Source organism: Cryobacterium sp. Y11 (assembly GCF_002929535.1).
Lineage (GTDB): Bacteria > Actinomycetota > Actinomycetes > Actinomycetales > Microbacteriaceae > Cryobacterium.
The window spans coordinates 1-21716 of the sequence record NZ_PJJO01000059.1 but is presented as its reverse complement, the minus strand read 5'-3'; the positions used below and the strand labels follow the sequence as shown (position 1 = coordinate 21716).

Annotated in this window: 19 protein-coding genes and 1 pseudogene; 10 read left to right on the top strand and 10 right to left on the bottom strand. The window is 60.6% G+C overall.

Features of this window, described 5'->3' with window-relative positions; genetic code table 11:
• Nucleotides 1-50: 50 nt before the first annotated feature.
• The 6 genes from CXY75_RS13545 to mftA form a co-directional block, all read right to left on the bottom strand.
• Nucleotides 51-890 carry a mycofactocin-coupled SDR family oxidoreductase gene (locus CXY75_RS13545; protein WP_104083356.1) on the bottom strand — a complete coding sequence of 280 codons (840 nt, stop codon included), beginning with the start codon at nucleotides 888-890 and terminating at the stop codon, nucleotides 51-53.
• A 63-nt stretch (nucleotides 891-953) separates the two neighbouring features.
• The gene (locus tag CXY75_RS13540) at nucleotides 954-1787 is read right to left on the bottom strand and encodes a mycofactocin-coupled SDR family oxidoreductase (protein ID WP_104083355.1); all 834 of its coding nucleotides are present in this window, start codon (nucleotides 1785-1787) and stop codon (nucleotides 954-956) included.
• Between the two features lie 35 nt (nucleotides 1788-1822).
• Nucleotides 1823-2656, bottom strand: a complete 834-nt coding sequence (locus CXY75_RS13535; protein ID WP_104083354.1) for a mycofactocin-coupled SDR family oxidoreductase — start codon at nucleotides 2654-2656, stop codon at nucleotides 1823-1825.
• Nucleotides 2657-2930: 274 nt separating this feature from the next.
• Nucleotides 2931-4307 (bottom strand): mycofactocin radical SAM maturase, encoded by a 1377-nt coding sequence (gene mftC / locus CXY75_RS13530; protein WP_104083353.1) that lies wholly within the window; start codon nucleotides 4305-4307, stop codon nucleotides 2931-2933.
• Nucleotides 4304-4579 (bottom strand): mycofactocin biosynthesis chaperone MftB, encoded by a 276-nt coding sequence (gene mftB / locus CXY75_RS20810; RefSeq protein ID WP_104083352.1) that lies wholly within the window; start codon nucleotides 4577-4579, stop codon nucleotides 4304-4306. The genes mftC and mftB overlap by 4 nt, the downstream gene beginning before the upstream one ends.
• Nucleotides 4580-4588: 9 nt before the next feature.
• Entirely contained in the window at nucleotides 4589-4720 is a 132-nt protein-coding gene (gene mftA / locus CXY75_RS13520) for a mycofactocin precursor MftA (protein ID WP_104083351.1), read from the bottom strand.
• Nucleotides 4721-4819: 99 nt separating this feature from the next.
• On the opposite strand from mftA, the gene mftR reads away from it, so the two are divergent.
• A complete protein-coding gene (gene mftR, locus CXY75_RS13515; RefSeq protein ID WP_104083350.1) occupies nucleotides 4820-5452 on the top strand; it encodes a mycofactocin system transcriptional regulator in 633 nt (210 codons plus the stop codon).
• A 14-nt stretch (nucleotides 5453-5466) separates the two neighbouring features.
• Nucleotides 5467-7119 (top strand): mycofactocin system GMC family oxidoreductase MftG, encoded by a 1653-nt coding sequence (gene mftG, locus CXY75_RS13510; protein ID WP_104083349.1) that lies wholly within the window; start codon nucleotides 5467-5469, stop codon nucleotides 7117-7119.
• A gap of 56 nt (nucleotides 7120-7175) precedes the next feature.
• On the opposite strand, the gene mftF is transcribed toward mftG, so the two are convergent.
• Nucleotides 7176-8663, bottom strand: a complete 1488-nt coding sequence (mftF, locus tag CXY75_RS13505) for a mycofactocin biosynthesis glycosyltransferase MftF (protein WP_158251210.1) — start codon at nucleotides 8661-8663, stop codon at nucleotides 7176-7178.
• Between the two features lie 487 nt (nucleotides 8664-9150).
• On the opposite strand from mftF, the gene CXY75_RS13500 reads away from it, so the two are divergent.
• From CXY75_RS13500 to CXY75_RS13480, 5 genes are all read left to right on the top strand, one after another.
• Nucleotides 9151-10332 (top strand): ABC transporter substrate-binding protein, encoded by a 1182-nt coding sequence (locus CXY75_RS13500; protein ID WP_104083347.1) that lies wholly within the window; start codon nucleotides 9151-9153, stop codon nucleotides 10330-10332.
• A 43-nt stretch (nucleotides 10333-10375) separates the two neighbouring features.
• Entirely contained in the window at nucleotides 10376-11233 is an 858-nt protein-coding gene (locus CXY75_RS13495; protein WP_104083346.1) for a branched-chain amino acid ABC transporter permease, read from the top strand.
• Entirely contained in the window at nucleotides 11220-12977 is a 1758-nt protein-coding gene (locus CXY75_RS13490; protein WP_104083345.1) for an ATP-binding cassette domain-containing protein, read from the top strand. Before CXY75_RS13495 ends, CXY75_RS13490 begins: the two co-directional genes overlap by 14 nt.
• Complete coding sequence (locus CXY75_RS13485; protein WP_199182466.1) at nucleotides 12974-13696, top strand: ABC transporter ATP-binding protein; 723 nt, start codon at nucleotides 12974-12976, stop codon at nucleotides 13694-13696. The genes CXY75_RS13490 and CXY75_RS13485 overlap by 4 nt, the downstream gene beginning before the upstream one ends.
• A 527-nt stretch (nucleotides 13697-14223) precedes the next feature.
• Nucleotides 14224-15600 carry a glucose-6-phosphate dehydrogenase gene (locus CXY75_RS13480; RefSeq protein ID WP_104083344.1) on the top strand — a complete coding sequence of 459 codons (1377 nt, stop codon included), beginning with the start codon at nucleotides 14224-14226 and terminating at the stop codon, nucleotides 15598-15600.
• A 418-nt stretch (nucleotides 15601-16018) separates the two neighbouring features.
• On the opposite strand, the pseudogene ribA reads toward CXY75_RS13480, so the two are convergent.
• Together ribA and CXY75_RS13470 are read right to left on the bottom strand one after the other, a co-directional pair.
• A pseudogene (gene ribA / locus CXY75_RS13475) lies at nucleotides 16019-16609 on the bottom strand (GTP cyclohydrolase II); the annotation flags it as partial.
• A 101-nt stretch (nucleotides 16610-16710) separates the two neighbouring features.
• Complete coding sequence (locus CXY75_RS13470) at nucleotides 16711-17940, bottom strand: NAD(P)/FAD-dependent oxidoreductase (protein ID WP_104083342.1); 1230 nt, start codon at nucleotides 17938-17940, stop codon at nucleotides 16711-16713.
• A 101-nt stretch (nucleotides 17941-18041) separates the two neighbouring features.
• On the opposite strand from CXY75_RS13470, the gene CXY75_RS13465 reads away from it, so the two are divergent.
• From CXY75_RS13465 to CXY75_RS19525, 3 genes are all read left to right on the top strand, one after another.
• On the top strand, nucleotides 18042-18710 hold the full coding sequence (locus tag CXY75_RS13465) for a metalloregulator ArsR/SmtB family transcription factor (protein ID WP_104083341.1): 669 nt from the start codon (nucleotides 18042-18044) through the stop codon (nucleotides 18708-18710).
• Between the two features lie 405 nt (nucleotides 18711-19115).
• Nucleotides 19116-19583 (top strand): Dps family protein, encoded by a 468-nt coding sequence (locus tag CXY75_RS13460; RefSeq protein WP_104083569.1) that lies wholly within the window; start codon nucleotides 19116-19118, stop codon nucleotides 19581-19583.
• Between the two features lie 512 nt (nucleotides 19584-20095).
• Nucleotides 20096-20449, top strand: a complete 354-nt coding sequence (locus tag CXY75_RS19525) for a hypothetical protein (protein WP_146069477.1) — start codon at nucleotides 20096-20098, stop codon at nucleotides 20447-20449.
• Between the two features lie 339 nt (nucleotides 20450-20788).
• On the opposite strand, the gene CXY75_RS13445 is transcribed toward CXY75_RS19525, so the two are convergent.
• On the bottom strand, nucleotides 20789-21433 hold the full coding sequence (locus CXY75_RS13445; protein ID WP_104083338.1) for a penicillin-binding transpeptidase domain-containing protein: 645 nt from the start codon (nucleotides 21431-21433) through the stop codon (nucleotides 20789-20791).
• Nucleotides 21434-21716: the final 283 nt, after the last annotated feature.

Genomic DNA, 21716 nt, shown 5'->3' with positions numbered 1-21716 from the left:
ACGATGGTGCTCGGTGCCACGTGTTCTCCTTCATCTGGAACAGGGCTGGTTTACTTGATGGACGCTCCGCCGTCGACTGGTATCTGGCCTCCGCTGACGTAGTATGACTGGTCGGAGGCCAGCCAAGCGACCGCGTTCGACACGTGGATTGGCTCGATCCAAGCCTTGCCCATAGGGTTCAACCCGGCGAATGCGGGTTCGGCATCCTCGGCCTGCGGATCGTCAAGGTCTGGGCGGAACAGCTTGTAGGTGTTGCTGTTCTTCACCATCTTCGTGTCGATCGAGTTCGGGTGGATCGTATTGACCCGAATTCCGTGCGGACCGAGTTCATTGGCGAGCACCTTCATCAGGCCGACGATGCCGTGCTTGGTAGTCGTATAGGCGGCGACGTTGGCGAGTCCCTTGAATCCGGCCAGTGAGGAGATAATAATGACCGATCCACCGGCACCTGATGCGATCAGATGATCGGCAGCCGCCTTGTAGGTGTGCCAGACCCCGGTCAGGTTAATGTCCATAAGGTCTTTCCAGGACTGCTCTTCGATCTTCTGGGTGTCCGATCCGAAGGTGAAAATTCCGGCGTTGGCGACGATGATGTCGAGCCGTCCCAATTCTGCGACGCCTTCATCCACGGCCTTGGTCAGCGCTTCGATATCGCGCACGTCCGCCTGTTTCGCCACAATACGCCGGTCGAGAGCCTCGACCTGCCGCACGGTCTCCGCCAGATCCTCAGCCGTTGCTAGCTCATAAAATGAGGTGACGCTGTCGACACCTTCGCAGAGGTCGATCGCGATAATATCGGCGCCCTCCTTCGCCAGGCGAATGGCGTGGCTTCTGCCCTGCCCTCTGGCTGCGCCGGTGATGAAGGCGACTTTGCCGTCAAGGTTTCCCATATCTGTCTCTTTTCTTTCGTAGATGGCGGGGCGGTGCACAGTGCATCGCCCCGCGTCGATTGGTTACTTGACGAGGTTGCCCGCGTCCACGGGGAGGGTGACTCCGGTGATGAACCTCGCCTCGTCGGAGGCTAGGAACAATACCGCGTTGCTAATGTCGACCGATTCCACCCAAGAGACGGGCAGGGCGTTGAGACTTTTAAAAGCCTCGACCGCCGATTCCTGCGTAGGGTTCGGATTAGCCGGATCGAACAACCCCCAAACGTCTTCGTTCTGGATCATGATCGTGTTGACCGTTGTGGGATGCACCGAGTTCACTCGAATTGAGTATTGAGCGAACTCGTTGGCAAGCGTCCGTTTGATGCCGACGACCCCATGCTTGGCCGCTGTGTAGTGGACGGTGTTAGCGAGTCCTTTGAGCCCTGCAGTCGAACTAGTAAGAATGATCGACCCGCCTCGTCCGCCTTCGATGAGATGCGGTAGTGCCGCCTTGCAGGTGTTCCAGACGCCAGTCAGATTAATGTCGATGGTTTCCTGCCAAGCGGCGTCGTCAAGCTCGAGCGCCGGGGACATCTGAAAGATCCCCGCGTTGGCCGACACGATATCGAGCCGTCCCAGCTGAGCGACTCCATCGTCCATCACCGCTTTCAGCGCTGCTGAGTCACGTACATCGGCCTGTGTAGCGATGATGCGGCGATCCAACGCTTCCACCTGACGCACGGTCTCGGCAAGATCCTCCTCGGTGGCCATTGGGTACGCGTGCACCGACTCGACAGGACCGACAATGTCGACCGCAATTATGTCCGCGCCTTCCTGGGCCAGGCGCAGCGCATGACTGCGCCCCTGACTTCTAGCGGCACCGGTGATGAACGCTACCTTGCCTTCTACTCTTCCCATGATCTTCTCCTCGTCGAGTTGTGAAGCGAATATTCTTACTTGATGCTGCCGCCCGCGTCGACAGGCAGGGCAACGCCGGTTATGTACCTCGCCTCATCGGAGGCCAGGAATAGTAACGCGTTGGAAATATCAATTGCTTCCAGCCACGGAATCGGCAACGCCTGCATAGCAAACGATGCAGTCTTGAAATCTTCTCGGGTGGGGTTCTTCAGATCAGGGCGGAATAGCTTGTAGATCGCCTCGTTCTGGATCATGTCAGTGTTGACCTGCGTCGGATGGATGCTATTGACACGGATCATGTGTGGTGCCAGTTCGAGGGCCAGCGTTCGCATGAGTCCCACGACACCGTGCTTAGCTGCGGTGTAGTGGGCAAGGTTCTGATAAACCATCAGAGCGGCGTTAGAACTAGTCAGGATGATGGATCCACCGCGCCCACCGGCCTTGATGTGCGGGATCGCTGCTTTTGTGGTGCGCCAGACACCGGACAGGTTCACGTTGATCATGTCGGTCCAGATCTCCTCCGAGAGCTCCTCGGTGGGTGCCATGTCGGTCACGATGCCGGCGTTGGCCGACACGATGTCGAGGCGTCCGAGCTGCGCTACACCCTCATCCACTGCGGATTTCAGGGCATCAAAATCGCGCACATCCGCCTTAGTAGCGATGATGCGACGATCGAGTGCCTCGACCTGACGAACGGTTTCGGCCAGATCTTCTTCCGTGGCCCCGGCATAGGGCGCTCCGGGAATGTCCTCACAGACATCGATCGCGATGATATCTGCGCCTTCCTGTGCCAGTCGGATAGCGTGACTACGCCCCTGGCCTCTGGCTGCACCCGTGATGAATGCGACTTTGCCTTCTACTCTTCCCATGGTTTCCTCCTCATTTTTGATGTTCAGGTTCTAAACAGTCGACTGAAACCGACACGGCATCGCAGCGGCGCGGCATCCGATCAAAAGGCGTACTCTGCGACTGCGTCGTGCTGCACCTCACGGCTCAGAGTCCCCGTTCGTCGAAGCAGTCGCGCGTTCCGATACTTGATAACGCATTTTTTGGTTGAAGACCACCGACTCTCTGTCGCAAGCGCACCGGGCGCTTGTCACGTCTCTCTGGGTTGAGAACTCTAACTACAGCCGCACGTTCCTTCTACGCCGCTCTCCCAGCGCAGGTGGATTGCGAAGTTGCGAGCAGGTTCATCCCGGCCAGCGGGCTCTCGTCACAAGCTCCTGCCGGTGGTCGTTCGGGCGTGAACCCGACGAGGGGACTGACTCCGTAGTCGCTGGCGTTCACTGGAACCATCCCCGTGCGACGGCTCAGCGTGAGCTGTACCGGTCCCATTCCTTCGCGCCCGGCTCGGGTAGTGCGGTGGGAGTGGTCGACGATTGACGATTTTGGAGGTTCCACCGCCTTACCTTTACGGTTCTGAAGTAACTCTTCGCCGTAGCCCTGGACGCATTCCGGGTCGGGGCCGTCCAGCGGTAATCCAGTGAAGAACTTGGCGGCCATGCAGCCGCCCGTGCAGGTATCGAAGAACGCGCACGAGGTGCAGGCTCCACCGGATTGTGGTTCGCGAAGTTTGAGAAAGAGTTCCGAGTACTTCCAGACCTCCTGGAAGCCGCCCGGTGAGCGCACGTTGCCGGCGAGGAATTCTTCATGGATGGCGAAGGGGCAGGCGTAGACGTCGCCGATGGGGTCGATGAGGCAGACCACCCGGCCGGCGCCGCAGAGGTTGAGGCCAGGCAGCGCGTCACCAAAGGCGGAGAGGTGGAAGAACGAGTCTCCGGTGAGCACCCCGTCTCCGTGTGCGACGAGCCAGTCGTAAAGTTCGCGCTGTTGCACTTGGGTCGGGTGAAGTTCGTCCCAGACGCCCGCTCCGCGACCGGAGGGGCGCAGGCGGGTGAGCCGCAATTGGGCGTCAAACGTATCGGCGATGGCCTTGAAGTCGTCGAGCTGGCTGATGTTCTGACTCGTACAGACGACCGAGATCTTGAATCCTTTGAAGCCGGCGTCGTACATGTTTTGCATGGCCTTCATGGCTGTGGCGTAGGAGCAAGGGCCGCGCACGCGATCGTTGACCTCGGCGGTGGCGCCGTCGAGTGAGATCTGCACGTCGACGTAGTCGCTTCTGATGAGGCGCTGGGCAACCTCAGGGGAAATTTTCACGCCGTTGGTGGAGAATTTGACTCCGACGTGGTGCTCTGATGCGTAGGCGACGAGTTCCCAGAAATCGGGACGCACCGTCGGTTCGCCACCGCCGATGTTGACGTAGAAGATCTGCATCCGCTCGAACTCGTCGATGACGGCCTTCGGCTCTGCCGTCGTCAGCTCGCGAGGATCGCGGCGCCCGGAACTCGAGAGGCAGTGAACACAGGACAGATTGCAGGCGTAGGTGAGTTCCCAGGTGAGACAGATGGGGGCGTCGAGACCGTATTCGGAGAGATCCACGAGACGTTCGGTCTTTCGCGGAGTGTCTTTCGGGGCGAGAACGAACGGGGACGTGCCGGCCGCATCGAGGAGTGTCATGAGGCCCTTTCGACGACCATGGACGATTTCGCGAGCGTGCCGAGAGCACACTGATAGCGGGGCAGATCGCAGTCAGAGACGCCCGCGACCGTGCACGCTGCACGGGCGGAAGGTACGTCGACGAGAGTCCTCACGACGGAGAGAAGTGTCGTATCTTTTAGGAATGAGGGCGTGCGGGTGCCGAAATGGTAGAGCAGCGCACCGAACAGCTCCGGGCGAACGCATACTGGGGGATGGAAATCCCATCCAAGGGCAAGATCTAGGGCGGGCATGTCTGCGATTTAGTAGACGCCGCACATGCCGTCGATCGAGATTTCCTCGACCAGGGTGTCAGATTCGAGATCGGACCCCGCGGATTGTTCAGGGCCCGCGGGTGCAAACTCGATGTGGCTGATTTTTCTTGCGGAAACCATGTGGTTCTCCCTGCGTTAGAAATCGACGTCGGTGGCGAAAATCTCGTGCATGCACCAGACTAGTGGCACTCAGTGCCGAAAGTATAGGGATGAGAACAAATGAATGAGTGCTCTATGGCACCGCGGATGGGCCGACAGCCGCTGACGACCCGCGCTGCCCTGAGCCACGTAGCACTTCGGCTTTTCCTCGAGCGCGGTTTCGAACGGACGACTGTCGACGACATTGCCCGCGCCGCCGGAATTGGGCGTCGAACTTTGTTTCGCTACTTTCCTTCCAAGAACGATCTGCCCTGGGGGGACTTCGATGCGGAACTCGCGCGTATGCGCGCGATCCTCGCTGCCACGGATACGGCTGTGTCTCTTGTCGATGCGCTTGCCCGGGCGGTCGTCGAATTCAATCGATTCCCACCAGAAGAGGCACCCTTTCATCGCGAGCGGATGAACCTGTTGCTAAACGTTCCGGCGCTCGTGGCGCACTCCGCGCTGCGGTATGCCGAGTGGCGGCGTGTGGTGTCAGATTTCGCGGCTGGCCGCTTGGGAGTCGCTGTTGACGCGATCGAACCGACGGTGATCGGTTGGGTATTCCTCGGTGCATCGCTTGCGGCTTACGAGCAGTGGCTTCGGAGCGATAACTCCAACCTGATTGAGCTGCTCGAATCGGCGTTGCTCCTGCTCAAAGAAGGGTTCGCGCCGGGCGAATTACCAACAGTTGAACCCGGAGGGCGGACATGAACCCACGGGTACCGATGTCGGACTTGACGAACGTGAACTATGACGTGATCGTGGTCGGTGCCGGCGCAGCTGGGGCCCCACTCGCAGCCCGGCTGAGTGAAGATCCCGAGAGGCGGGTTCTGCTCCTCGAGGCAGGACCGGTGCCACGGTCCGCCGCCCGATTCCCGCCCGAGTTACTCGATGCTGGAACCGTGCAGGGAGCAATGCCGGGACATCCGCAGAATTGGTCGTTCACGGGCAATCTCACACCGAAACTGCCCTACTCAATCGCGCGCGGCCGGATCCTCGGCGGATCTTCGACGATCAACGGCGCATATTTTATTCGCGCCAGAAAAGCTAACTTCGATTCCTGGTCGGTCGGGGCACCCGAATGGGCTTGGGAGAAGGTCTTGCCCGTTTATCGCCGGATTGAAACCGACTTGCAATATGGCGAGACTGCCGTCCACGGTGGTGCGGGGCCGATGGTCGTCGGTCGTCCAGCGCAGGACCATCCGGCCACGGTCGCCTTTCGCGCGGCGGCGGCCGAGCTGGGCTTCGCCGACGAACCCGACAAGAACGATCAGGGCATGCCGGGACACGGACCACTGCCGATGAACACGATCGACGGTGTGCGGCAAAACACCGGGATCGCCTACCTGAATCCGGTGCGGTACCGCACAAACCTTACTGTTTGGGGTAACAGCGAGGTTCGCCGCGTGCTGTTTGAGGGTACGACGGCCATCGGCGTCGAGGTGGCGCACGGCGACGCCATCGTTCAGGTGCTCGGGCGCGAGATTGTGCTCTCGGCCGGTGCGATTAAGTCGCCCCACCTCTTGTTGGTTTCCGGGGTCGGACCCCGGGAACAGTTGGAACAATTCAATATTCCTGTCGTGCGTGACTTGCCAGGGGTCGGGGCAAATTTTAGCGATCATCCGGACATCGCCGTGCAGTGGCAGCCGCGCCGACAGATCGTTGACTATCGCACGACGCAGTCGATGGCGGCGTGCCTGAACTTCACGGCGACCGGTTCTACCGTGCTCGGGGATCTGGAGATCCTTCCGATAATCAAACCGATGGGCTATCTATTGACCGGCAGCGCGCGCGGCGTCCTTGTCGGAGTAAGGGCCGCAGTGCGGCATCCGCTTCGAACGCTCCGGGCAACGCGCGGGATATCGGTGCGGCGCTTCGCAAAACAGGTCGCCCACCGCGGCGACCTCGCATTTCTCGTTGCCGTGCAGTCGGAGACATCGCGCGGGCGCATCAGCCTCGCCTCGGGTGACCCGGCCGTGCAACCGCGGATTGACTATAACTACCTCTCAACCGAGTGGGATCTCGAACGCATGCGCGAAGTCGTGCGGGTGGCGGTGCAATTGCTCCGAACGGATGCTTACCAACCCCTGTTTAAGCGATTGACCGAACTCACCGACACCGTCCTCGAGAGCGACGACCTGCTCGATAGCTGGCTGCGGTCGCACCTCGGAACGGCAATCCACTTGTGCGGCAGTGCACGCTTCGGGCCAGCAGATGACCCGGACGCCGTCGTCGACCAATACGGGCGCGTGCACGGTATCAACGGGTTGCGCGTCGCCGACACGTCGATTTTACCGACAACGCCCGTGCGCGGCCCGGCCGCGACCGCCGTTCTCGTCGGTGAACTCGTGGCCGACTTTATTCGCCGCGGACTGTAGTCAGGTGGGCTCTTCTTCGAGTGACGCTGATTGGATCCCTTGGAGGAATCGCTGGGTCAGCGCGGCCAGCGGGGAAATCGAAGTCGGGGAGTGACGACATTCGGAACTCGCTTCCGGATCGCATTTCTGATGACCCCCGTGCCATATGACGCATCATCGAGTGCGCGCAGCGCGAGGCTGCGCACTGGGTCTAACCGGGTGGGCCGCAGCAGATGGTCGCGCACGGGCTCCCAGAGCATCGCGACGGCGATTCCTCGGGCAAGGCGAGACTTCGGTGTGGCTATCAGCACGGCCAGACCCACCGGCCACCAGTCGCGGCGCAGGAGATGTCCCATCCAGAAACCGTCGGACCACATAGTGCGAGCGACGATTTCGGCGACTACCGGCAGTGGAATTTCCGGGTCCAAGAGGCGCCGGTGCCGCGCCAGTTCGTATCCGGCGATACTCGCAGCGATCCAGGGTCGACCAAGAGCAAGAGCCGCAACCGCTGCGAGGCCGGAAATAGATGGGCGAGCCGGAATTAGGCGTCCCGGATGGCGCTGTTCCAACTCCGCGGCTGATCCGCCGTACATGGTGCGTCGGTAGGAGAATTCTTTCAGTGACGTGCGTACGCCGTGATAGTTCAGCACATCTGTCACATAGCGGACCGTCCATCCCGCCTCATCCATACGCCAGAAAAAGTCGACATCCTCACCGACCCGAAGCCCGGGCTCGAACGCAGGATCGGTCACCGCCTCGCGGCGCACGAGCACTGAAGCGCTCGGCAGCCATCCCACCGGCACCCCGGGCACCACCCGGCTCGGCTCCGCTCCCATGTCGAGTTCCGAACGGGTCTCCTCATAGCGCTCGATTACAGAGTTGCCCAGCAGATCAGGGCGGATGCGTGGGCCAAGCGCGCCAATGCGCGGGTCGTCGAACAGGGGGCGCATCCTCGCGATCCAGTCGGGGGCGGCGATCGCATCCGCATCGATAAACGCCACGAACGGTGCCGTTGTCGCGGCGACACCGGCATTGCGTGCCCCGCCGGGGCCTCCATTCTCGTCACGGACAATGAGACGTGCACCGAAAGCTGCAACGACAACTTTAATAGCGGATGCGAATGGCTCCGGTGAGGCGTCGTCGACCACGGTGACCGGCAGCCCTTCGGCTTTGAGAGATTCCAGACAGCGTGCAAGCGGCCCGGCGTCTCCGTAGACCGGGATAACGATCTCGACATCGTTCACGGTGCGATCAATGAGCGGCAATGGGTCGGCGATGCCATGATCCAGTAGGTAGATCGCAGCGTCCTGTTCCGTGGCGTCAGTTGCCACAATCCCTCTGCGTTCGGAGTCATAGAGTTTGCGCGCGAAGGGACGTACCTCCTCCGGCAACATCGTCACTTCCCACGGGGACCCACCGATCGCGATCTTTCGATTGCGTAGCGCCACCCCCGTTGTCCACGCCATGGGAATTCGGCGCGTGAACTCGGAGGATTCCCGCGTTCTGGCCGGCGGCGCCGGGTATGGTGGTGGCCCCCAGGCGGCGGCGCGTGTGGAATCGGTCATGGACACTCTTTCGTGATCAAAACGAGACGGACTTTTGGCCGGCGATACCAGGATCTCAGCGGAGTCCGGTCGCAGTACCCACTTCTGCACCGCCTTCTCGATGTGACGCTTCGCAGCACACCATCTGATGCACTTCGGGAACCGCCCCATCCTGACATATTGACACCGGGTGCCAAAATGAGCAACGCTCCACGCCTTGGCGAGCGTACTATTAGCGTGAGGTCGTCGTCGGGCCACCTCTTCCGAAATATCGTCGGCGCCTGTTTTGACCATCTTTTCCATTGACGCTCAATGTTACTAACGACCAATATCGACACAGAGCTGTGAGCCGAGAAAGCGGGCAGCACATCTGAGCGCGTATCGATGCTGATCCTTGGACTCTCATCGGAAGACCGTCGTGCCTCGCCTGCGTTTCCTCTTTTTGGCCGAAGAAAGCGAGCACATAAACATTGCAGAAAAACACTGACCCAGAGAAGATCGCGGCAGAATGACGCCGCACAGAACACGAGGTATCGCGTTGATCTCGCTCGCCACTATCGCGGGTCTCTGGTTGACCGGCTGCGCGGCAGGGAGCGGCAACGCCGACGAGGCGCAGGCGATCAAGATCGGAGCAGTGAGCTCAATTACCGGCCCGGCGCCATTCCCGGAAGTTCCCGGGGCTGCGCAGGCCGTTTTCGACCGCGTAAACGCCGAGGGTGGCATCAACGGCAGGCCGATCGAGTTCTTCTCCGAGGACGACGGGGCCGACCCCGCACAGGCAAGCCAGGCCGCGCGGCGCCTTGTCGACGAGAACAAGGTTGTCGCCTTCGTGGGTTCCGCGAGCCTGGTCGAGTGCAGTGCGAACGCCGCGTTCTACGCGCAGCGTGACATCGTCTCCATCTCAGGAACCGGGGTCGAGCCAGCCTGCTTCGAGTCAACGAACATCGCTCCGGTGAATAACGGCACGATTCAGGGCTACGCGAGCCTGCTCTACTACGCATCCGAAACACTCGGTCACGAAAAGGTGTGCCCGGTGATTCTCAATAGCGCCGGCCTGACTGACCCCTACCTCGAACTCATAGAAAAGTGGGAAGAGGAGACCGGAAGCACCGCTGCCCACATCGACACCTCGGTGGTGCTCGGCGATGACCCGACGCCGGCGATCCTCGCCGCGCGGGATGCGGGGTGCGAGGCTGTCGTATTCAACGCGAACGAGCCCGTTGCCGTCGCGTTCATGAACACCGTGAAACAGCAGGAGCTGCTCGACCAGATGGACTGGCTGACACTGACTTCGGCGTACAGCGAGAGCGTGTTCGAGGCGCTGAAGGAGCAGGGCACGCTGGGCCTGTACGCGAACTCCGAGTTTCTCCCCTTCATGAGTGACGATCCCAAGTTGGCGGGATGGCGCAGCACCCTCACCGATGCGGGAGTGCCGCTCACTTCCCTGTCCATGGGCGGGTATGTGAGCGCCGAGATCGTCGTCGACGTGTTGAAAAGCATCGAGGGTGACATTACTAGCGAGTCGGTGACCGAGGCGTTCCGCAGCCTCGAACCGGTGGAGAATCCGCTGATGGGCATGCCGTTTACCTTCGGTGATGAAACCGCGCATAACCCTAACCGGGCGAGCATGATGGTGCAGGCTGGCGAGAACGGGTGGGAGACCGTAAGCGACTGGGTGCGGGTGCCGTGACACCTGGCCCGGGCGGAACCGCAGAGGTGAGGCGCCCTTAACCGTGCTGGACGGAATCATCTCCGGGCTCGTGTCGGGGTCCACCTACGCAATCCTGGCCGTGTGCGTGGTCGTGCTGTATAGACTTGTCGGCGTGCTGAACTTCGGCCAGGCGGCGCTCGGCGCGCTCGGCGCCTATGTTTGTTACGCGTTGGTCGGTGCCGAGGTGTCGCTCGCGCTCGCGGTGTTCTGTGGCCTCGCCGTCGCGAGCGTTACCGCCGGATTCTCCGGCTGGGTGTTGGCTAGATGGTTGGGCGAACCGTCGGCGATCGCGCGGTCAGTCGGCACGGTGGTGCTCTTGATTCTGCTGCTTACCGCTGGCTTCAGGCTTTTCGGTGACTCGCCCCGAGCGATGCCGAGTCTCGTACCGGAGGCGTCATTTGATCTGGGCGGGGTACGCGTGTCGCTCAGTACGGTAATCGCACTGCTGGTTACCATTGCGATTGCGGGTGTGCTATCACTCCTTCTGCGCTACACGCAGCTGGGCATCCGTCTTGAAGCTATGTCGGAGCGTCCACTGACCGTGCAACTGCTCGGTGTGAACTCGCGTCAGCTGGCCGTCGGGGTGTGGGCCGCGACGGGATTGCTTTCGACACTAGCGATGCTGCTGATCGCGCCGACCCGTAACCCAACGTTTGAGTCGATGTCATTTCTCGTCGTGCCGGCGTTGGTCGCAGGCCTGCTCGGGGCGTTCTCAAACGTGTGGATCGCCGTTGCCAGTGGCCTCGCCATCGGGGCAGTCGAGGGTGCGGGTGCCCGGATCGAGGGGCTCGCGGACTATCGCGGGGCGATCCCGTTCGCCATTATCATCGTCGCGCTCATCTGGTTGCGCCGGAGAGAGGTGTGGGATGCGGCTCGGTAAACCGACCCATCTGGGCGGAGGACTGTTCCTTCTCGTGCTGGTGACGCTCGGCCTGATTCTCCCAACATATTGGGTGTATCTACTTTCTACTGTTGCAATCACGGCAATCATCGCGCGCAGCATCGGCCTCGTCACGCATCAGGCTGGCATCATAACGCTCTGCCAGATGTCGTTCGCCGCGCTCGGCGGCTGGGCGGTCTCCTATCTTGCCATTGCCTGGCCGACGGCCCCATTCCCGCTGCTCGTACTGATCGGAGGCACCGTAACCGCTCCGGTCGGACTACTGATCGGCATCGCCACCACTCGTGTTCGCGGCGTCGAGCTCGCGGTCGTCACCGTAGGGTTTGCGACCGCACTCGATCTCGTATTGCGGCAGGGGAGCTTCCCCGGCGTCGGTGAGGGCACACCGGTGATCCCTTCAGCGCCGTTTGATGACCCGCGTTGGTTCTTCGCCCTCGCCTGGGCGCTACTAATTGTGCTGCAGATCGGCATCAGGGCCCTCAGCCGCTCCGTGCACGGACTTGGTTGGACAGCCGTGCGAGTGAGCGAGCGGGCGGCAGCGGCGCTGGGCGTACGGGTCGGGGGTACGAAGACGAGCGCTTTTGCTCTTGGGGCACTATTCGCGGGCATCGCCGGCGGTTTGCTGGCCGGACAATACGGACTGTTGACTACGGCAGTCTTCACCCCGCTGACTTCGATGGTGCACCTGGTGACCGCAGTGTTGTGCGGGGCGAGTGTATTCGGTGGTGCGGTGCTCGCCGGGGTGTTCGTTGTCTTCATTCCCGAGCTACTACGGCGCATAGGCCTTCCCCTCGACGCCGCAAACGCGTTGCTCGCGCTCGGTGCCTTCGATGTGCTCCGACGCGGGGGTGGCGGCCTGGTCGAGAAGCTGAACGACCAACTCCAAGAGCGCGCCTTTCGAAACACCCGGGTGACTTGCCAACTCTTACCAGTAAGCGACGAACGGCTGCAGGTTGGCGCAATGCAACCTGACGGTGCAGCGCTGCAAGGTGAAACCGTGAAGCATCAAACGCTCCAGGCAGCCTGCCTTCACGTCGACAACCTGACGGTGGCCTTCGGCGACCACCGGGTGCTCGAAGCGGTGAACCTCACGGTCGAACACGAAGAGGTGCACGCTCTCATCGGCCCGAACGGCGCGGGTAAATCGACGCTCGTCGATGCGGTCACCGGGTTCTTGCCCTCATACGAGGGACGGGTCAGCCTCGACGGAAAGCCGATCGAGCGGTTTGGACCCCGAGAACGTGCCCGGCTCGGCATCCGCCGCACCTTCCAGCATGTGCATGCCATCGACGCGATCACGGTAGAGAACTATCTGAAGCTCGCCGCTGGCGCTGCAGGTTCCGAGCGAATCCCCGCCGTCCGTGAGTTTCTCGATCTACCTGACGGAGGTGTACCAATCCGTCTCATGGACGTCGGCTCCCGCCGCATTCTCGAGATCGCGGGCGCGCTGGCATCGAAGCCAGAAATCCTGTTGCTGGACGAACCCGCCGCGGGACTCGGTGAAGCCGAGAGTCGCGCGCTCGCGGAACGCGTGCGTCAGATTCCGGCTGTCTTCGGCTGCGCGGTGTTGTTGATCGAACACGACATGGGATTCGTCCGTGTGGCATCGACCCGGGTGACCATACTTGATGATGGTCGCCTCTTGACGAGCGGCGCGGTCTCCGAGGTACTCGATGACCCGCGTGTCATCGCGGCCTATCTGGGGCAGGAGACGGCATCGTGACGAGCGGACTGAGGGTGGAGGGGCTCACGGTCAAGCGTGGCGACCTGACGATCTGCCGCGACGTCGATCTCACCGTTCCTAAAGGTGAGATCACGGTGCTGCTCGGCGCAAACGGTGCGGGCAAGACAACGTTGCTCGATGGAATCGCTGGGGTACTCCCCGCGGCTGCCGGTTCTATCTCGATCGGAGCCCGCCGCATCGATGCGATACCTGTGCACCGCCGGGCTTCTCTCGGACTGTCGTATGTCGAGCAGGGGCGGAGCGTCTTCTCCCGCCTCACGGTCGTGCAGAACCTCGCGGTCGTTGATCGCTCCCAGCACACACGTGACAAGGCCTTTGAACTGTTTCCTCGGCTCGCCGACAAACGGAACGTGCGCGCCGGCCTCCTCTCGGGCGGAGAGCAGCAGATGCTCATCATCGCACGGGCACTCGCGACCAGGCCGACGATGTTGCTAATCGATGAGCTGTCCCTCGGCCTCGCACCGCGGGCTGTGCGCATGCTCATGGATACGCTGGTGAAACTCGCCGAGTCCGGCATGGGGATCCTACTGGTCGAGCAATTTGCGGAGGTAGCCCTTCGGGTGGGCACCACGGCCTATGTCATGGAACGAGGCCAGATCGTCCACACGGACGCATGCAGCACAATATTGCAAGATCATACCTCGCGCATCTCGCCCTACTACTTGGGCGTTGCTTCTCGCCAGCAACCGGAGCCATAGAACAAGCTATCGCGACGACACGGCGATCCTCAAACAGTGCCGGGGCTAGGCGTACTCGGCCATGAGGTCGGTAGCCCGCCGACTGCTCAGTCCGCTCGGATTTTCCCCGCGTGGGCGCTGTTAATCGAGGGTGGAGGGTGTTGAACCCAGTGTGTGAAAACAGACCTCAACACCGTTTAAGAGACAGTCCCGGTTGGGGCAGTTCGAGATGGAGGATTAGCCCGCCGCCAGTGCGCTGTTAAACTTCCGGCGGTTTATATCGGCAGTCGGGGTGCTCTCTGGCGTCCGGCGAGTCGTCGAAGAATTCCTATCGGATGACCCACTTCGAACCCCAAGGAGTCACCGCCCGTGCTGTTCGTCGCCGAGTAGGGCACCAAACATGGAGGCGGAATCATAGCCGGGAGGGGGAACAGAGCGAGTCGATGCTGCAGTCACGGCCGACCAGGACGGTTGTGTGACAATCGCTGATCAGGGCATAGTCCTCGTGTTGAGTGCCATGAACCTACCATGACAGCTACGGTGGAGGGATGACTTCGTCCATCTCGACTCTTCTGGTGTTGGGCGCATCCGGAGATCTGGCTTCCCGACTGCTGCTTCCCGCCCTCGGACAACTCCTCACCCTTCACCCTGACCGGCCGTTGCACCTGATCGGTACCGGGCGGAAGAAGCTCACCCCTGCGCAGTGGCAGGCCACGGTGAAGAAATCGTTTACGACAGCCGAGGCCTCCGGAGCCGCCGTCGACGAGCTCCTTGCCACAACCGTGTACCGTACGGCCGACGTCACTGTTCCGGCAGAGATGGAACGGCTGCTCGCGGAGTGCGCTGGCACCCCCGCCATCTACTTTGCACTCCCGCCCGTCGTCACGGCGCTGGTCTGTGATGCGCTTGCCGAGGTTGCGTTGCCCGGAGGCACCGTGCTCGCCCTGGAGAAACCGTTCGGAGTCGACGAGCCGAGTGCCCGTGCCCTCAATGCGCGGCTGGAGAAACTCGTTCCGGAAGACCAGATTCACCGCGTCGACCATTTCCTGGGCCGATCGACGGTTTTGAATCTGGTCGGGCTGCGGTTTGCCAACCGTATCTTTGAACCGCTGTGGAACAACAACCATATTGAGCGCGTCGATATCGTCTACGACGAACAGCTCGGCTTGGAGGGCCGCGCCGGATACTACGACCACGCCGGTGCCCTCGTAGACATGATTCAGAGTCACCTGCTACAGGTCATGGCCGTCCTGGCAATGGAGCCGCCGTCGTCGCTGGGCGCCGCCGACCTCCGTGATGCAAAGGGTATTTTACTGCGGGCGGCGCGCGTGCGCGGCGGCAGTGCGGCGAGTTCGAGTCGGCGTGCGCGGTACGCAGCAGGCACGGTCGACTCGCACGCGCTGCCTGCCTACGTTGACGAGTCCGGCGTCGACTCGGAGAACGACACCGAAACGCTCGCCGAGGTGACCTTTGAGATCAACACCTGGCGTTGGGCCGGCGTGCCCTTCACGCTGCGGTCTGGCAAGGGGCTCAAAACTCGACGTCGCGAGATAGTGATCACGTTCAGAGCCGTTCCGCATTTACCGACGGGCCTGCACGGTCATGAGGAGCCGACGGTTTTGCGGATCTTTCTCGCCCCAGACAAGATGTCACTCGAACTCAACCTCAACGGCCCAGGCGATCCGTATGAACTCGAGCGCGTCAGCCTCGGGGCCACCTTCGGTCCCGGCCAATTGCTCGCGCATGGTGAAGTGCTCGAAGGAATGCTCGACGGGGATCCATCGCTTGCGGTGCGCGGTGACACGGCTGAAGAATGCTGGCGGATCGTGGCGCCCGTGCTGGCGGCCTGGCGAGCGAAAAAAGTGCCGCTCGACGAATACGCGGCCGGGACGCAGGGCCCGTCGAACTGGGCCCCGATCGCTTAGGCCGAAGTTAGGAAGGCTTAGCCGGTGATTCCACCGGTCGGCTTGTGAGGGATTCTGATTTCGGCTTGTTTCTATTTGGGTGTTTTGTGCGCGGTTGAGGCCCGGGTCTCTCTGCCCGGAGTGTTCCACTGGTGTTTCTGTTGAGACCGATGCGGGCCGGGGATGCTGACGAATGTGCGGCGGATTGTCGCTGTGGACGCTCATGTGAGCTCGTCGCCGGCGATGGTCGCGGAGGCGCGGGTCAGGTTGAACTGAGCTGCCACGGGTATTTCGCAGAATGGGATCTTTCACAGCCAGATATGAATCCGCATGAAATTTTTGGAAATTTCCTAAGCATTCGGGTGGCGTATGAACGATGATTGTGCGGCCGCGACCAGGTCAGTCACGAGTTGGCTCGACGGGGTTTCGGACCCCAGGATCAGAGCGCGTGTTGAAGGAGGTGCCCCATGCGATCGTGTTTGGTGCGTAGATAGGCGGAGTTGGCCGGATGCGCGCCTGCTGTAAGTGGTACGCGTTCGAGGATGGTGATTCCGTGCTCGGTGAGCTGGTCGACCTTGTCGGGGTTGTTTGTGAGGAGGCGCACCGCATGAAGCCGAAGGTCGTGGAGGATCGCAGCCGCGGCAGAGTAGTCACGGCCGTCCACGGGGAGGCCCAGCGCGAGGTTCGCATCGAGCGTGTCCAAACCGGCTTCCTGCAGCCGGTAGGCCTTGAGTTTGTTGACGAGACCGATGCCGCGCCCTTCGTGACCGCGCATGTAGATCACAACGCCGCCCTTCTTATTAATAATGTCGAGGGCGGCGTCAAGTTGTGGACCGCATTCACATTTCTGAGACCCGAACACCTCACCGGTCAGACATTCTGAGTGGACACGAACGAAGCAGCCGTCGGTTGGTGCGCCGGACACGACAGCGAGATGTTCGCTGCCGGAGACAAGGTCGCGATAGGCGCGGAACTGGAAAGTGCCATGCTTGGTAGGGACGGTCGTTTCAACTTCAAAGGTGACACCGGATATCGCGATGGTACGGACAGCGCAGATACTGTTTTCTTCTGCCGAGAGTGCGGTGGCGGGTGACCCCGTCGGGTTGATACTGAAACTTGTTTCGGTCATGATCACAGCGATTCCAGTGGTACGTCGGTATCCGTGAGCCTGGCGCGATCGACCTGGTTGCCGCGCCGAATGATGCCTTGCACGGCTTCGTTGACGTCCCAGACATTCACGTTCATTCCCGCCACAACTTTTCCACCCGCGACCCAGAAGGCGATGAATTCGCGACCAGCCCGGTCGCCTCGGTACACCACATCAGCTCCCCGGGCCAAGGGCCCGAACCCGGAGTACTCCATTCCGACGTCGAACTGGTCGGTATAGAAATAGGGGATGTCGTCGAAGGACACCTTCTGGCCGAGCATCGACCGGGCCGCAGCCTTCCCACCATTTAATGCGTTGGCCCAGTGTTCGCTGCGCAGCCGCAACTTTGCCACGGGATGGTAGGCATTGGCAACGTCACCCGCTGCGTAGATTGCCGGGTCGCTCGTACGAAGGGATGCATCGACGGAGACACCGTTATCGATCGTTAGCCGCGCTGCGTCGGCCAACTCAACGTTGGGCGTGGCACCAATGCCGACTAAGACGAGGTCTGCGGGAATGACCTCCCCGCTGCTGAGTTTCACAGCGGTAGCTCGGCCGTCCTGTCCGAGAACACTGTCAACGGACACCGAACGTCGCAAAATGACGCCGTTTTGTTCGTGGAGATCAGCGAACATTTGGCCCAGCTCGTCGCCGAGCGCGTTCGCCAAAGGGATCGGGTCGCGTTCGAGAATTGTCACGTCGTTTCCGAGGGTGCGTGCCGTCGCAGCCACCTCCATGCCGATCCAGCCCGAGCCGATCAAGACGAGGCGCAAGCTGCCACCCGCAAGCAAAGGGCGCAGCATGTCGGAGTCATCGAGGGTACGCAGATAGCGCACCCCGTCGAGGTCTGCCCCAGGAATCGACAGGCGGCGGGGTGACGAGCCAGTGGCTAGTAACAGCTTGTTGTACGCGAGGTCCTCACCGGCGGCGGTATGAATGAGCTGGCGGGCGGCATCAATGCGGACAACAGAAGTGCCGAGGATTAAGTCGACGTCATGTTCCGCGTACCAGTCCTTAGGCTCTACGTAGACAGAGTCGCGGTCACTGGATCCGCTGAGGTAATCCTTCGAAAGCGGGGGCCGGATATAGGGCCGGTGCGCCTCGGCGCCGATCAGCTGGATCGGTCCCGTGAAGCCCTCTCCGCGCAGCGTCCTGGCAGCGGACGCACCAGCGAGCCCTGCTCCGACGATGACATAACTCTGAGAATCCGGCATGTTTCCTCTTTACTGGTCTGCTGGCGAGCTTCGTAGCCCAACTTTAGGAGCCTTCCGTTTCTTTTGTCAAGATACTTTGTTTTAGAGTTACGATCATCACTATGAACGAACAATCACGGTCGGACGACATCTCCGCTATAGCGTCGCTGAGCGACCCATTACGTCGTGCTTTGTTCGATCTTGTCTCTCAAAGCGCCACGCCGATAGGCCGTGATGAGGCGGCCGAGGCGCTGGGCGTTCCGCGCGGGACGGTGGCGTTTCACTTGGAGAGACTTGCTCGATGTGGGCTGTTGGATACCGAATTCCAACGCCGCACGGGCCGAACTGGTCCTGGTGCTGGACGGCCTGCCAAGCTGTATCGGCGTGCGGTCGACGAAATCGTTGTGTCCGTTCCGGGTCGACACTACGGTCTGGCCGGCGAGGTGTTGATCTCTGCCATTGAACAATCCGATCGCACAGGAGAGCCCGTCCGGGAGTCGCTCACTCGGGTATCTGTAGAACACGGTCGTGCATTGGGCATGAGTGCCGGTTCGCTCGATGCGGTGCTGCAGTCAACCGGATATGAGCCTTTGGACGATGGTGATGGCGGGCTGCTTCTTCACAACTGCCCATTTCACCAGCTGGCTAAGGGCCATACCGAAACCATCTGTGCAGCCAACCTCGCCCTACTGATAGGAGTCGCGGAAGGTGCGGGTGAGAGCGCGCGCAAGATCGAATTTGCGCCGAGAGACGGATACTGTTGCGTGCGCATCGCCCGAAATACCGAGTAGGCGGGGCGTTCTGACCTTCCTTCGACCTGTACGGTCTCATGGCGGGTCGTAAACGGTATCACCCAACCGCACCGAGTGGTCTCGTTGACACCACGCCCCCGAAGAGCGGTCGTGACGGCCCGGTTGTGAAGACGACCTATTTCACGGCCTCGTTCTTATATTCGGAAGTGAAGTCCCGACGTGATTTTGCGCTAGTGAACATTGCTTTTTGTGAGCTGTTCTCACAACAAGGTCAGGCGCACTGCCGGGAAAAATACGGCTCGACGCGGTCTTTGGGTTGATGGTCATATCATCAAGAGACAGCTCAAGCAGGTCAAGCCGTTCGTTGAAACCCGTTCAACAACACGGGTGGCTGATGCAATGGCGTCAAATTTTGAGCCCGATCCCGTACCACGGAAGGACACCATGCACGCCTCCGAAACACTCCGTACAAACTTGCAGTCCGTTCTTGTCGACCTGATTGCGCTGCATCTGCAGGGCAAGCAGGCACACTGGAACATCGTCGGACCAAACTTTCGTGACCTGCACCTGCAACTCGACGAAATCGTCGAAGATGTGCGTAAATTCTCTGATCAACTGGCCGAACGCTTGCGCGCCCTCAACGCGCAGCCCGACGGACGCATCGAAACCGTGGCCGCGACGACGCACTTGCCGAGCTTTCCCGCTGGCGAGGTACTCACCACGGACGCGGTCAACCTCATCACACAACGCCTGAACCTCACGGTAGAGAACATGCGGATCGTGCACGATGACGTCGACGAGGAAGATCCCACCAGCGCCGATATCCTGCACATTTTCATTGAGAAGTTGGAACAGCACGCCTGGATGGTCAGCGCCGAGAATCGACAGCCACAATCGGCGGCGCAGAACTAAGCCCAAGCTCAGGCTTCGACGGGTTCAATTTCAACGAGTTGATCCGTGTCGTAGTCGAGGGCGGTGACTCCTCGGAGCATCCTTGATCCTTCATTCTTTACGAAGGTCTCGAAGACCACTGTCTCAGTCTCCGCGAGGTTGGTTTGATTGGAAGATGCGGCGAGAACGCGTGTGCTCAGGATATCCTCCGATCCGGCGCTTGCTGCTTTCAAGCAACAATGACGTTCTCTTCCGCCGTGCGCGCCTGCACTGAAGAGCCGCCGAGTGCAGCAGTGCAGCCTGTCATGTTCGACGCGCACGCAGCGGCCAAAAAGATGAGGCGTGTCTGGACAGACCCGTTGACGCGTAGGCATACGTGTGCCACATCGGAAAGCTCAGTATGGATATGGACAACGAAGTGGATGTGCGTCACTGTTTTGACGGCTGTGGTCCTGACCGGTTGTTCCTCGAATGGGCCTCAACCAAATATTCCGGCTTCAGCGGTTACCCCAACGGCCACAGGAGAGAGTGAAGTGAGCCTTGAGGCTCGTGCCGCGCCGGCCCATTTGGTTGTGTCTGCGAGTAGTTTCCAGGTCGTCCTGGCCGATGAAACAATTGGCGATGAGTTGGATTATTTCGAACCCACTGAACTGCTGGCCGCTGCGTTCACGGATGTATTCGGGAGAGAACCCGAGACCGTTGACGGCATTCAAGTCGGTGATCCAGTAGCTGTTCTAGAAGTTGCAAATCCCTCACATCGTTGGCAGCGTACTGGTCGAGAGGAGCCGGTTATCAAGGTTAATTCGGTTCCTGTTACCACTGATGACAACGAACGAGCGTTTTCCGTAGAGCTCAGGTCCTTCCCTTCTAACGGCCCCGTAACCTAATTTGCCGCCCCAATTAAGAACTTTGAATAGTGACTTATTGGCCACTTTCTCTTATCGATAGCGAGCCACTGTAGCCGCCTGAATCTGGCAGCGACCAGCGGGACGTTATTTGATGACCAGGAAGATCAAACACACAGCTGCGTGATCGGGTGATCGAACAACGGCGACGACAGTCAGCACGTCAAGCGCCACCATTGGGCCACGCTTCCGCGGTTGAGCCCGGAGAAGAACTAACCGAGAGGCATAATGGCCTCCGATCTGCTTTCTGAATATTGGCTTCGGTGGGCACCACTTGTGGTGCGAGTGAGCCCCATTGTTCAGCTGCGTGACTTGCATCGTTCAGCCCCAGTGCGACGTGCGCGCAGAATTGACGCGCTCATTGAGGGAATGCCCTTCGTTCAACCATTCGGCCAGCGTGAATACCTTGTAGGTGGAACCGGGGTGAAAACCGCTCCAGCCCCCAGCAGCACGGTCGGTATTGTAATTGATCGCGGTGGAGTTGGCCCCGGAATTCAGCACGGCCGGATCCTGGCTATAGTCCTTGTTTTGGGTCATCGCGAGCACCCGGCCGGTGCCGACCTGAACGCTGGAAATGACGGCGCCCACGTCTCCCTCGTCGGAGATCTTGGGAACGTTTTCGTTCATGGCCGTCACGGCCGCACCCTGCAGGTCCAGGTCGAGCGTGGTGTACACGTCGTACCCACCGCGACGAAAATTAAGCAGCCGCGTTTCCTCGTCCTCACCAAAAATGGGGTCGGTCTGGAGTGCGTGCACGACGTACTCGCAGAAGTAGGCGTTGGCACCGGCCGTAGCGCAGCCGGTAGTGGACGCCGTGATGACCGGTGCAATCACCGTAGCAACAGCTCCCTCATACTGGGCTGCAGAGATCGTCTCCTCGGTAAGCATCTCCTCAAGAATATAATCGCGGCGCATCTTATTGGCGGCATAGTCGTTGGCGGCACCGTTGGTGACGCTGTCCGGCATTTCGAGCTGAAACTTTCGCGGGTTGTTTACATGCCCGCGCGACACAAGTGGACCGCGATCAAGCATGGAAATGTGCGTTGCATCGCAGGCAAGACTTGTGGTTGCGGGGTTGAGAATTGGCTTTACCATCAACCGTGAGCGCTGTCGATGAGTGGTGGTGATCTTTACGGAAGTGGCTGGCTGGCCTAGTTTAAATGGGTTTTCAGGAAGAACGACGTTCGCTCGAATGCGTCTGCTGTTTCGATTGCGGCGTGGCGTGAAAGATCGGGGTCCAGCGCGAAGC

Excerpts from the sequence above, each read along its gene's own strand:
- mftF (WP_158251210.1), bottom strand. The coding sequence starts at position 8,663 with ATGACCGATTCCACACGCGCCGCCGCCTGGGGGCCACCACCATACCCG.
- mftR (WP_104083350.1), top strand. The coding sequence starts at position 4,820 with ATGAATGAGTGCTCTATGGCACCGCGGATGGGCCGACAGCCGCTGACG.
- mftA (WP_104083351.1), bottom strand. The coding sequence starts at position 4,720 with ATGGTTTCCGCAAGAAAAATCAGCCACATCGAGTTTGCACCCGCGGGC.
- CXY75_RS13490 (WP_104083345.1), top strand. The coding sequence starts at position 11,220 with ATGCGGCTCGGTAAACCGACCCATCTGGGCGGAGGACTGTTCCTTCTC.
- mftB (WP_104083352.1), bottom strand. The coding sequence starts at position 4,579 with ATGCCCGCCCTAGATCTTGCCCTTGGATGGGATTTCCATCCCCCAGTA.
- CXY75_RS13470 (WP_104083342.1), bottom strand. The coding sequence starts at position 17,940 with ATGCCGGATTCTCAGAGTTATGTCATCGTCGGAGCAGGGCTCGCTGGT.
- CXY75_RS13535 (WP_104083354.1), bottom strand. The coding sequence starts at position 2,656 with ATGGGAAGAGTAGAAGGCAAAGTCGCATTCATCACGGGTGCAGCCAGA.
- CXY75_RS13540 (WP_104083355.1), bottom strand. The coding sequence starts at position 1,787 with ATGGGAAGAGTAGAAGGCAAGGTAGCGTTCATCACCGGTGCCGCTAGA.
- CXY75_RS13460 (WP_104083569.1), top strand. The coding sequence starts at position 19,116 with ATGCACGCCTCCGAAACACTCCGTACAAACTTGCAGTCCGTTCTTGTC.
- CXY75_RS13480 (WP_104083344.1), top strand. The coding sequence starts at position 14,224 with ATGACTTCGTCCATCTCGACTCTTCTGGTGTTGGGCGCATCCGGAGAT.
- CXY75_RS13445 (WP_104083338.1), bottom strand. The coding sequence starts at position 21,433 with ATGCCGGACAGCGTCACCAACGGTGCCGCCAACGACTATGCCGCCAAT.
- CXY75_RS13545 (WP_104083356.1), bottom strand. The coding sequence starts at position 890 with ATGGGAAACCTTGACGGCAAAGTCGCCTTCATCACCGGCGCAGCCAGA.
- mftC (WP_104083353.1), bottom strand. The coding sequence starts at position 4,307 with ATGACACTCCTCGATGCGGCCGGCACGTCCCCGTTCGTTCTCGCCCCG.
- CXY75_RS13465 (WP_104083341.1), top strand. The coding sequence starts at position 18,042 with ATGAACGAACAATCACGGTCGGACGACATCTCCGCTATAGCGTCGCTG.
- CXY75_RS13500 (WP_104083347.1), top strand. The coding sequence starts at position 9,151 with ATGACGCCGCACAGAACACGAGGTATCGCGTTGATCTCGCTCGCCACT.
- mftG (WP_104083349.1), top strand. The coding sequence starts at position 5,467 with ATGTCGGACTTGACGAACGTGAACTATGACGTGATCGTGGTCGGTGCC.